This window comes from Pseudomonas veronii, assembly GCF_001439695.1.
In the GTDB taxonomy this organism is placed as follows: Bacteria; Pseudomonadota; Gammaproteobacteria; order Pseudomonadales; family Pseudomonadaceae; genus Aquipseudomonas; species Aquipseudomonas veronii.
On record NZ_JYLL01000076.1, the window covers coordinates 1 to 1,492 of the forward strand.

General features: G+C 54.6%; 2 protein-coding genes. Both read left to right on the top strand.

Annotated elements, in window-relative coordinates:
* Positions 1 to 555, top strand: a 555-nt coding sequence (locus tag TU80_RS33195) for a DUF2515 family protein (protein WP_420902723.1), incomplete at its 5' end; no start/stop codon positions are given.
* Positions 552 to 1,169, top strand: coding sequence for a hypothetical protein (locus TU80_RS31010; RefSeq protein WP_057006146.1), 618 nt, complete (start codon positions 552 to 554; stop codon positions 1,167 to 1,169). The genes TU80_RS33195 and TU80_RS31010, both read left to right, overlap by 4 nt.
* Positions 1,170 to 1,492: the final 323 nt, after the last annotated feature.

The window sequence follows — 1,492 nt, forward strand, 5'->3', positions numbered from 1 at the left end:
GCGGCGTCGGCGTTCCTGGCCGAGCAGCTCACCACCCTTATCGTTGCTGTTAGTCATAAACATACCCGTTTGCCTATCCCTTATCGTAAGGGGGAAACGGTGTCCTGTCTTTCATGGGGCTCGTTCAGGCTTGAGTTCGGTACCAACCATAGGGAAATCCTACGTTCTTTCAGGGCTATTGACGCTGGCAACATTGCGGAGGGTGTTGAGCATCTGGCTCGTCACGAACAGAAAAACATTCTTCAACCGACAATGTACAACGATCTGAAATTGATAACTCTGTTGCGTGCCAACCATCTTTCCTACGTCACAGATATACCGTCCGGGGCCGCGCAAGCCATCGAACTGACACTTGCCAGCCAATGCCACCCTGCAGATGAAAGACGCACGATCGCCTTTAGTAACAATCCATTCGCCAACTTGGCCGATATCAATCAGCGTATGGCGTTCGTCCTCAAGGTCGCCGCGCAGTTTGACGACCTGCTACATAGCACCGAGCGAAATCGCATAGAACAGGCGATTGAAGCCATCGCCGAAGGCCGGGATGTTCGATGAGTAGGCTCACGGAGGTGAGCTGGCAGGGCATCGCACCCGTGCTGTTCGCTGCCGCGTTACTGGCGGGAATAACAATGCGTTTTTTCGCCGACGAGCCAGAAGTCGCATTGATGCTTGGAGAACCTTGGGAGGACATGCGCAAGCGCTCCAGCGCCGCCATTGACCCCGCAATTCCTGGGCATCATTGGTTCAGGCTTCCCAAAACCGATGCTCGCCTTCAATTCATCGACCCTGAATATGCGTTCACGACCCCGTTGTCCCGCTTCTTCACCGTGGACTTCGACAGCGATCAGCGGGTTAGCGGCATTCGTATGTCCCCTCAAATCGAACCACTGCTACTCAATGATGCCCTCAAGGTTGTATTGGATCTACAAGAGCAATGGCGCAAAGGCGGCTGGGTCTCCATCCGAGCCAAATATGATCCCCCCTTTGCTGACACACCAGAATGGCGCGCCCAATTGCAGGACCCGTACCTGGGAGGGACCTCATACTGGCAGGCTGGAAATAAATACCAAGTGATGCTGGTCGCCCATCGATTCAAGGATGACCGGCACCCCAATGAGGAGCGTTATCTGATCACGCTGAACCTGGGCGAGCCGTGGGTGCGCCCATGAATCTACATTCAGGCTGTCGGGGTATCGGATGTGGACTGATCATTGTTGCGCTATTACTGGGGAGGCTAAGTTTTTTCAGCATAGAGCCATAAATTGCGTTGATGCTCAGCGAGCGCAGGGAGGACAGGTTTCGATGCGCTGCCCACAGAATGCAAAAACATCCCGAAGGGTAATTACAGAACCAACCTACAAAAAACCGCGAAGCGTCCGACTACCGGGCTTTTCTCGCCGAGCCTAGCGTGCTGGTCCCTGCGAACAAAAGGACATCGCTGGCATGCGCCGCTATTTCATTACCCGAGGAGCCAAGACCACCGCTGGCGGGA